The sequence below is a fragment of the Sphingomonas echinoides genome, from assembly GCF_029623395.1.
In the GTDB taxonomy this organism is placed as follows: domain Bacteria; phylum Pseudomonadota; class Alphaproteobacteria; order Sphingomonadales; family Sphingomonadaceae; genus Sphingomonas; species Sphingomonas echinoides_A.
The window spans coordinates 19,729-27,829 of the sequence record NZ_JAPYKK010000044.1 but is presented as its reverse complement, the minus strand read 5'-3'; the positions used below and the strand labels follow the sequence as shown (position 1 = coordinate 27,829).

The window sequence follows — 8,101 nt, the reverse complement described above, 5'->3', positions numbered from 1 at the left end:
CTGATTCCGCTGTGTGGTGGTACGACTGACCAACACGTATGACAGAGCGGTTAGGGCCAGCGGCCGGGCACATGAACCAACGTCGGAAGTCTTTTTGTTGGCGCGGTCATTGGGCTACCTGGGTGAATTTGGCGGGTTTACGGTATCGTCCGTTTCGGTTCTCAGCCGCGCCAGCATGAAGTTCCTGGATAGCTTGTTCGCTCCACTGGCACTCGGTCCCCCGCCCCTGACCGGCCCGGCCCGGCCCTCAGGTGAGCTGGGAAGATCTCCGCGTATCCTCCATTTACGAATAGTCACGATGGCTACTCCGCAAAGCTTGGCAACATCCGCCGTGGCGCGTTGCTCGCTCATAAAATCATGTCCCTTGCGGAAGGTGCAAAGAGAAGAGGGCAGCATTTTGCCGTTATCAATTAAGTACTGTAGATGGAAGTCGGCGACAGTCTGTTTTGTGCTACCTGGTCCGGTTTATTTATGCGAATATTGCAAAACACCCGAGGGTCATGTCCATTTATGTAAAGCGCGATCTGATTCGGACTTTGCGAGGGGATCGAGGATGAGCGACCTGTACTGGCTGGCCAACAAGCAGATAACGCGGCTCGATCTATATTTTTTAAAGAGGCACTGCAGGCCACGAGCTGATGACCGCCGGTTTTTTTGAGCGGCATTATGTTTGTCAACCGCAACGGCTTGGGCTGGTGCGATGCTCCCAAGGAGTATGGCCCCACAAGATGCTCTGCAACCAGTGGAAGCGGTGGGGCGAAAGGCGCGTATTGTTCTGCATGATGGAGAGTTTGGCCACCGAGAGTGCTACTTCCAAGATAATCATGATCGACACGACTTACCTGAACGCACACCGCGCGGCATCGAGCCTGCGGGTTAATAAGGTGGCCTTGGGCACCTCATTGGACGCACTAAAGGAGGTATGAACACCAAGCTGCACGCCGTTGCCGATCCCAAAGGAGGATCGCTCAGCCTCTTTAGGACGGCTGGCCAGGTCAGCGATTACAACGGCGCCGCCGCGCTACTCGCAGAACTACCCGAGGCGCAGTGGATGCTGGGCGACCACGGCTACGACGAAGAGTGGTGCAGGGACGCTCTTCAGGCAAAGGGCATCACGCCCTGCACTCCGGTCCGAAAATTGCGGATCATGCCCGTCAAATATAACAAGCGCCGCTACCGAAGCCGGAGTCGTATCAAAATAATATGCGGCCGTCTAAAGGACTTGCGCCGCATCGCCAGTCGTTATGATCGATGCCCAACCGTCTTCTTCTCCGCTATCGCGCTCGCCGCCACCGTTATCTTAGGGTCAGGACCCATAAACCGGATTCCCTTGGCGGCGCGAATGTTATTCAGGCTCGGCGACAGCAGGAGCGTGGGTTTGAGCGAGTTCTGGTTGAGTGAAGAGCAGTTCAAGCGGCTTCGGCCGTTGCTGCCGGACAACGTTCGAGGGGTTGCGCGGGTTAATGACCGGCGTGTGATCAGCGGCATCATCCACGTGGTGAGATCGGGCGGTCGCTGGGTCGATGCACCGGCCTGCTACTGTGCGATAAAGACGCTGTACAACCGGTTCGTGCGGTGGGCGGCGAAAGGCATCTGGCAAGAGATATTCGTCACGCTGGCGGCAGCGGGTGGACCGCCCGCCGAAGTCCTGGTCGACAGCACACATATGAAGGCGCACCGCTCGGCAGGCGGCGGAAAAGGGGGGCGCTTGGCCCGTCGATCGTAACTGGCGAACAGAACTTGCGGAAGTTTTGGCGGTGATCCGCCGCAGCTCCAGGCCCACGCAGTGGCATCCCTCGGACGTTCGACGAAAAGGCGCTCAAGCGCGCGCTTAGCCAGCGTCGCACCAGTGGGCGCGACATGTTCGGAAGCGCGCCGATCGTGGCAATGCCGGACGGCGGGCAGACCGGCACGGCGGTGGCCTTGCGGTGCGTCTTCGGCTTCGTCGCGGACCGGCGATGTTCCGCAGGCTTCGCAAACCGCGCTTTGGCTGCGTGGTACACCCGCGGCGCGACTTCAACGGCTGTGCAGGTAAGGCCCACGGCGTCCGCATGGCTCAAGATCAAGGCTTCGGCGACCTCAGCAAGGCGCTTGATGATCGGCGCGGCGGCGGCGAAATCGATGGTCGAAAGGTCGGTCACTTCGTCGACCCCCTCGACGCAGGGAACGCCGGCAGCCTCCCCCTAAATGAGGAGCGAACAAGACCGGATGATCACTTGAACCCAAGGGTAGCGGCGCGCACTATCCCTCCAGGGCGACGGGGAGGAACTGAGCCATGATGGGATACACGGTCGACGTCAGCCGTCCGAAGGCGCGCATGGCGGGCGTGGAATTCGACGTTTTCAGTGAGACCCAACGCCTTCGCGCGCACGTTAGTTACGAGACCCTCGGAGGGGGCCGCGAGAGCCGAACGGCAACCGAGTGGGAAACCCTGGTGCGAGAGATGCCCGGCAAACTTCAAGCGCTTGTCGACGAGGGACAGCGCAACGGTCGGTGCGGGACAGCAGAGTGTATGATGTGAAGCCGTTCCGACGCTGCGCGGTGCCTGACACGAGATTACGGCGCCTTTGCGCACGTATCTGCAATTACGAAATTCGACGTCTCGCAGCAGCGACATCGTTTCACTAAAGGTTAGCGGTTTCCTGATACCGATTTTGGCGAGCGCCATTTTCGCTGCAAAGAACGACAAACCATGACGGTTTCGGGTTATTGGGAGCTCAAAGACAGCGTCATGGCTTGGGTCAGATGTCGCTCGCCTAAGGAGAAACGCATACTCGCACCCGACCTGCTCATCCGCATGATCGACTTCTTCAGTACGGCCGACCAACAGGAATTGGCCAAGGCTCAGATCTCTAAGGCGATAAGAGCGATGAAACGGGGCGACGTCACAAGTGTCGACGTCCATATGGAAAGCGCTTTTATAACGGTATCGGGCGCACCAACGAACTTTGAATGGGAGGACCTCAGAGCAGAGGTCGAAAAGCTTCGAAAAACGCTCCGAAAGGTTTGGTGAGATCACGGTTTCAACCATGCCGCACCGCCCCGCGCGCGGCGCGCAGCTGGTCGAGATCCGACGGTGAGCAACGGCACCATCATACTTCGCCAGTGGCTGCTTGGAACCACGGTCCTCGGTACCGGGACGACGATCGTTCCTGGCGCCGGCAATACCGGAAGCCTCACCCGCAAGATCACCGCCCAAGGGTCCGACGGATCTACGATCACGATTACGTCGACGGCCGTCACGGAGTCCGGGGTTCCGGCCCCGACCTTCTCTGGCACGCCGACGATTTCCCCGAACAGCGGCGATACTTCGGCAGCGTTCACCGAGATCGACCCAACCATCGCGAACGGCACAATTACGGCGCGTGCCTGACTGCTTGGAACGGCGATTCCCGGGACCGGAGCCACCATTGTGCCCAGGGCCGGCAACTCGGGATCTCTGAAACGCAAGGTCGGCGGTGAACTCGCAGCCCGTTGATAAGGGGCGGCGTTAGATATCGAAGCCGCGGCGCTCGATCTCGGCTAGGATCGCTTCGGCCTCGGGATCGCCGGGTTCGTTTCCGGTTCGCTGATACGACGCGATCAACTCGCGATCGGTCATTGCCGCGGGATCATCGTTGAGCGGGAGTGAGACGGGGCGTTTAATTCGCACAGACTGATCGCACCTAGCGATCCGCGCAAGCGGTCAAACATGCGGCGGTTCGGCCAAGGCGGCGTCGATCATAGAGTTCCAGTCACGCTGTGCGTTTGATCCGCCCGGCGAGTTGCGCCCCCATGCATCCTCCATTGCTTTGGTCGGCTCGCGCATGGTCATTATGATGGTGCGTGCTTCCTCCGCATAGCTCGCCCACATCGGTTTGCCTTCGTGCTGGATGGTCTGCGGATGCCCGTCCAAAGCGCACATTTTGCGCGCGACGCGTTCGACCATGTCCATAGTCATCTCCCTATCCAATCCGCTGGCACATCCCGGCTACGGGTCAGGTGGAGCGGAGGGCGGGAGCAAAGCGGGTCGCAGTTCGGAGACAACCGGAGCTACGACCCTGGCCGCCTGCGTCGCTTGGGGGGACTTGGGCGGTTACCGGGACGATACATCACAGCTTCCAGATCGCACCACTGATTCAAGCGTCAAAAGTCCAGCAGCAGCCGGACCCATCGGATCAGGGCTCCCTCTCCTGTCGCGCTCCGAACAGGCGCGGATCGACCCGGAAGAATTTTGCCAGGAGGTCCTGCTCGTTGGCTTTCAAGCCGTCGCCTCTTTCGCCGCGCACAAATCTCGACAGGTAATCGGATGGTCGACCGACCATGCGTGACAAAGGTGCGAGAGGAACCCTGTTTTCTTTGGCGAGCGAGCGCAACGTTTCGCGCACCTGATCGGGCGTGGCGGCGACGCTTGTCTTCATTGGACCGTCCCTGATTCTGCACTTCGTAAAATACTGCGAAACCAAGAACAATTTGTCGATAGCGCTAACATCTAAAAATTCGGCAGGAGCGGACGAACTGTCGCTGAGCTTTACACTTCGTCGTAGATATCGAAACCAAACTCGCGGAAATCTGCAATCGGCATGGTATTTGCAGACCTGCCGGTCGCAATTCTCGGAGTTATACACATGCGTACCACGTTCCTTGCTGCCGCCGCTGCGATTGCCATCGCGTCGGTTGCTGGCGTTGCCCCTGCTTCTGCTGCTGTGTTCCCCGTGAACGCTACCGCACAAAACACTGCCAACAACGGCTTCTTCACCGCCGCTCCTGGCGGCGCTGGCACGTTCAACGGTTCGTTCGGCGTTCGGAACATCGCCGCGGGTGATTTTTCGGAGTCGTTCACGTTCACCTTGCCAACGAACGGTCTGGGCAGCGGGTCGGTCACCTCGATCGCGTCGGGCGCTCTCGGCGCACTGACTGACATCAACTTCACGTCAGTTTTCTTCAACGGCATGGCAGCCGACATGGCGCCTAATGGCCGTTTTGAGTTCGCTTCGCTCGGTCTGCTTCCGATCACGGCTGGCAAGCTGAACACGCTCACCGTCAACGGCGTATCGTTTGGCGGCGCATCGATTGGCGGCAGCCTCTCGTTCACCCCGACCTCGGCTGTTCCAGAAACCGCGACTTGGATTATGATGCTCGCCGGCTTCGGCATGATGGGTGCAGGCCTGCGCTATCGTCGTCGCAGCTCGACCGTCGCTTTCGCTTAATCGCAGTAAGTGAGGAAATGCCGCCGGTGGAAGCTGGCGGCATTTTTTTGTCCCCTGAAGATCGAACAGGAGGCTTTCCGCTTTCAAGTTTTATACCGTAGAAGCAGCGTCGCTGTTTAGACGTGACCTACTTTACGATGGCATTGTCGCTTGAACTGATAGTCTGGGGCTAGCGGTCAGAATCGGTGGGAGACGCCAGCGTAAACTGCGACATCGGGCGCAGCCCTGTTCAGGCCCACGTTGGTACCAAGATCAAGCTGCAGATTGCGGTCTGGCTGCCAGGAAACCGCGATACTGCCTACCGCCGGCGTACCACGGACGTCTGGATCTGGATCATCGTCGCGCGTCACCTGCGTACTAAGAGCCGCCTTGATAACCTCACTCAACGAATACTCGACCTCAACCGCGCTGCCGTAGAGGGAGTGGCGGCCTCGACCGTCGTCGTTCAGTGCCTCATTCCGCTCAGCGAGTTCTGCGAATGGACGCTCGAAGCACACGATCTGGGGGACGGCAAGAAGCCGCTCAAAGGGGAAATGTGGTTCCAGGTAACCGACCAAGCCCTCTTCGCCGTTGCGGGCTTCTGGCAGCCAACGGCCAGGGGTAATGGCTTCACTATGGTCACGTGTAACCCGAACGAACTCGTGGCGCCGATCCATCAGAAAGCGATGATCACCGTCCTCGAGGAAGCAGACCACGATCGCTGGTTGCGCGGCAGCTACGACGATGTTGTGGCTCTGCAGCGACCCTACGCGGCTGAACGAATGACGGTTCGCGGGCCGGTATTCCCGACGCGCCGCGCCTGAATGTATGCCGCGAGTCCCCTGACCCAGGATGGCAATAACTTCGGCGACACCCTAGATAGTGAGCTGAAGGGGATCAGAAGATGGCGTTCAAGACGAACCGAGAGAATGCAGAAATAGCTCAAGCGGCAGCAACGTCAGCGACGCTCGAGAACGTTCGGATCCGGGAGCAGCGGTCAGCCAACGCTTATGCCGCGTTGGCCACCCGAGATGAGCGTATCGCAGCTAAGGCGGCAGGTTTGCAATCTGGGGATCGGGCCAACGATGAGGTGACTAACGATTGAATTGGAGCCGATGCCAGTCGGATATGGCGGCATCAACCGTCCTTTTGCCCAGGACCTCTTCAGACGCTTCGAGGTTGTCGAGGTGGATACGACGTACTCGATCGGTGCGTCCGCGGCCGGCGCGGGCAAGCCCGTCAAGGAGTTCATCGTTGGGGGCTAGTTTCCTGTTGGAAAGCAGAGCCCAGTCTGTCTAAGATCAGGGCGCATCGGTTGCCACTGATGGCATGCCCGGAGTGTGGACCCCTCGGTCATGGAGAGACCTCAGCTCGGCAACCGATGCGTTCTAACCCACCGTTGAGAGCGGGATAGGTAAGGTTCGCCCCCGAACCATTACTGCCATATTTTGTGGCGGTTCCCTCAAACAGGCAAGCGGGGTTTTACCCGCGCTCGTTCCACGTTTGTTCGTTAGTCATGGTTCTAGGGTTAGGACTCATAACCACCAGGTGACGGCTGCCACGAGGTAGATCGCGCCGAGGAAGTTTGTGGCGAGCTTGTCGTAGCGAGTGGCGATGCGACGATAATCTTTGAGGCGGCAGAACGTGCGCTCGACGGCGTTTCGGCCTTTGTAGAGTGAGCGCGAGAAGCAGCTTTTCCAGCGCCGGTTCGCCTTGGAGGGAATGTTGGGCACGGCACCCTGGCGCTCGATCAGGTCGCGGATCGCGTTGCTGTCATACGCCTTGTCCGCCAAAACGATGGTGCGCGGCGGGAGATCGTCGAGGAGGACATCGGCAGCACGGCAGTCGGCAACGTTACCGCCGGTCAGCAGGAAGCGGAGCGGGCGACCTTCGCAGTCGGTAAGGGCGTGGAGCTTGGTGTTGCGTCCGCCTCGGCTGATCCCGATCGCCTGGACGAGCGCCCCCTTTTCCGCCGCCCGCCGAGCGGTGCGCCTTCATATGTGTGCTGTCGATCAGGACTTCGGCAGGCGGTCCGCCCGCTGCCGCCAGCGTGACGAAGATCTCTTGCCAGATGCCTTTCGCCGCCCACCGGACGAACCGGTTGTACAGCGTCTTTCTCGGACCGTAGCAGGCCGGTGCATCGACCCAGCGACCGCCCGATCTCACCACATGGATGATGCCGCTGATCACACGCCGGTCATCAACCCGAGCAACCCCTCGAACCTTGTCCGGCAGCAACGGTCGAAGCCGCTCGAACTGCTCTTCACTCAACCACAACTCGCTCAAACCCACGCTCCTGCTGTCGCCGAGCCTGAATCACATTCGCGCCGCCAAAGGAATCCCGTTTATGGGTCCTGACCCTAGGGTCAGGACGGCAATTAGATACGTGACGTACCGACAAACCTTTCAGGCTCTGCGAATTTGGAGGATGAGGCCCCGATGGTCGACGGTGTACGTCCCGATTGGTGGCTCGTCGAATATCGCGGTGCGGAGATACCCGGCCGCGCCGAACGACTCAGATCGCTTGCCCTGCCGTTGCCACAGCATCACGCAGCGCCATAACGGCGAGCCTTCTGGACCAGAGATGCAAAGCACCTTAGGAGACGGTGATCTCAAAAAACGCTCGATCTCGGCACGGACAATCGCTTTGGACATGAGCGGGTTCTCGCACCGGTCTCGATCACTGTCGATGCCGTAGGCGGCCTTGTCCAGCATCCGCGGAGTCCTCGCGAGCGCACCTTCACCGTTATGAAACCCGGGTAGCGGGCGCTTTCGTCGACATCATCGGGCATGCCCCAGCTCTTAAAGGCTTCGACGTCGAGCCGGGCGAGGTTAACGCTGGTAGCCTATGAGGACGAACGTCCGCTTACCGGGCGTGGCCTGCGGAAAGCGGCCTTTCTGCTTTCCGCCAAAAAAACGGCGATGCGGCCCCC

General features: G+C 59.8%; 8 protein-coding genes and 2 pseudogenes. 5 read left to right on the top strand and 5 right to left on the bottom strand.

What is annotated here, in order from left to right; translation table 11 throughout:
• Window positions 1-553: 553 nt before the first annotated feature.
• The 3 genes and pseudogenes from QBJ92_RS18580 to QBJ92_RS18570 form a co-directional block, all read left to right on the top strand.
• Window positions 554-1,300 (top strand): annotated as a pseudogene (locus QBJ92_RS18580) (IS5 family transposase); the annotation flags it as partial.
• 78 nt (window positions 1,301-1,378) lie between these two features.
• Window positions 1,379-1,705: pseudogene (locus QBJ92_RS18575) on the top strand (transposase); the annotation flags it as partial.
• A 1,371-nt stretch (window positions 1,706-3,076) separates the two neighbouring features.
• On the top strand, window positions 3,077-3,373 hold the full coding sequence (locus QBJ92_RS18570) for a hypothetical protein (protein ID WP_277971176.1): 297 nt from the start codon (window positions 3,077-3,079) through the stop codon (window positions 3,371-3,373).
• A gap of 117 nt (window positions 3,374-3,490) precedes the next feature.
• On the opposite strand, the gene QBJ92_RS18565 is transcribed toward QBJ92_RS18570, so the two are convergent.
• From QBJ92_RS18565 to QBJ92_RS18555, 3 genes are all read right to left on the bottom strand, one after another.
• Window positions 3,491-3,652, bottom strand: a complete 162-nt coding sequence (locus QBJ92_RS18565; RefSeq protein ID WP_277971175.1) for a hypothetical protein — start codon at window positions 3,650-3,652, stop codon at window positions 3,491-3,493.
• 33 nt (window positions 3,653-3,685) lie between these two features.
• Window positions 3,686-3,934, bottom strand: coding sequence for a hypothetical protein (locus QBJ92_RS18560; RefSeq protein WP_277971174.1), 249 nt, complete (start codon window positions 3,932-3,934; stop codon window positions 3,686-3,688).
• 223 nt (window positions 3,935-4,157) lie between these two features.
• Window positions 4,158-4,400, bottom strand: coding sequence for a peptidase S24 (locus QBJ92_RS18555; protein WP_277971173.1), 243 nt, complete (start codon window positions 4,398-4,400; stop codon window positions 4,158-4,160).
• Window positions 4,401-4,607: 207 nt separating this feature from the next.
• Here QBJ92_RS18555 and QBJ92_RS18550 point away from each other — a divergent pair, with 207 nt between their 5' ends.
• Both QBJ92_RS18550 and QBJ92_RS18545 read left to right on the top strand, forming a co-directional pair.
• Window positions 4,608-5,189, top strand: a complete 582-nt coding sequence (locus QBJ92_RS18550; protein ID WP_277971172.1) for an FxDxF family PEP-CTERM protein — start codon at window positions 4,608-4,610, stop codon at window positions 5,187-5,189.
• Window positions 5,190-5,374: 185 nt separating this feature from the next.
• Entirely contained in the window at window positions 5,375-5,992 is a 618-nt protein-coding gene (locus QBJ92_RS18545) for an SOS response-associated peptidase family protein (RefSeq protein ID WP_277971171.1), read from the top strand.
• Between the two features lie 711 nt (window positions 5,993-6,703).
• Here QBJ92_RS18545 and QBJ92_RS18540 read toward each other — a convergent pair.
• Window positions 6,704-7,454, bottom strand: a protein-coding gene (locus tag QBJ92_RS18540) for an IS5 family transposase (RefSeq protein ID WP_277971170.1) whose coding sequence is annotated in 2 segments (ribosomal slippage) — window positions 6,704-7,121 and window positions 7,120-7,454 — 753 coding nt in all. Because the reading frame shifts where the segments join, the coding sequence is not laid out codon by codon here.
• Window positions 7,455-7,574: 120 nt separating this feature from the next.
• On the bottom strand, window positions 7,575-7,883 hold the full coding sequence (locus QBJ92_RS18535) for a hypothetical protein (protein WP_277971169.1): 309 nt from the start codon (window positions 7,881-7,883) through the stop codon (window positions 7,575-7,577).
• Window positions 7,884-8,101: the final 218 nt, after the last annotated feature.

What these genes read in the sequence shown, in the direction of transcription:
- QBJ92_RS18535 (WP_277971169.1), bottom strand. Translation starts at nt 7,883, where the DNA reads ATGCTGGACAAGGCCGCCTACGGCATCGACAGTGATCGAGACCGGTGC.
- QBJ92_RS18550 (WP_277971172.1), top strand. Translation starts at nt 4,608, where the DNA reads ATGCGTACCACGTTCCTTGCTGCCGCCGCTGCGATTGCCATCGCGTCG.
- QBJ92_RS18555 (WP_277971173.1), bottom strand. Translation starts at nt 4,400, where the DNA reads ATGAAGACAAGCGTCGCCGCCACGCCCGATCAGGTGCGCGAAACGTTG.
- QBJ92_RS18560 (WP_277971174.1), bottom strand. Translation starts at nt 3,934, where the DNA reads ATGGACATGGTCGAACGCGTCGCGCGCAAAATGTGCGCTTTGGACGGG.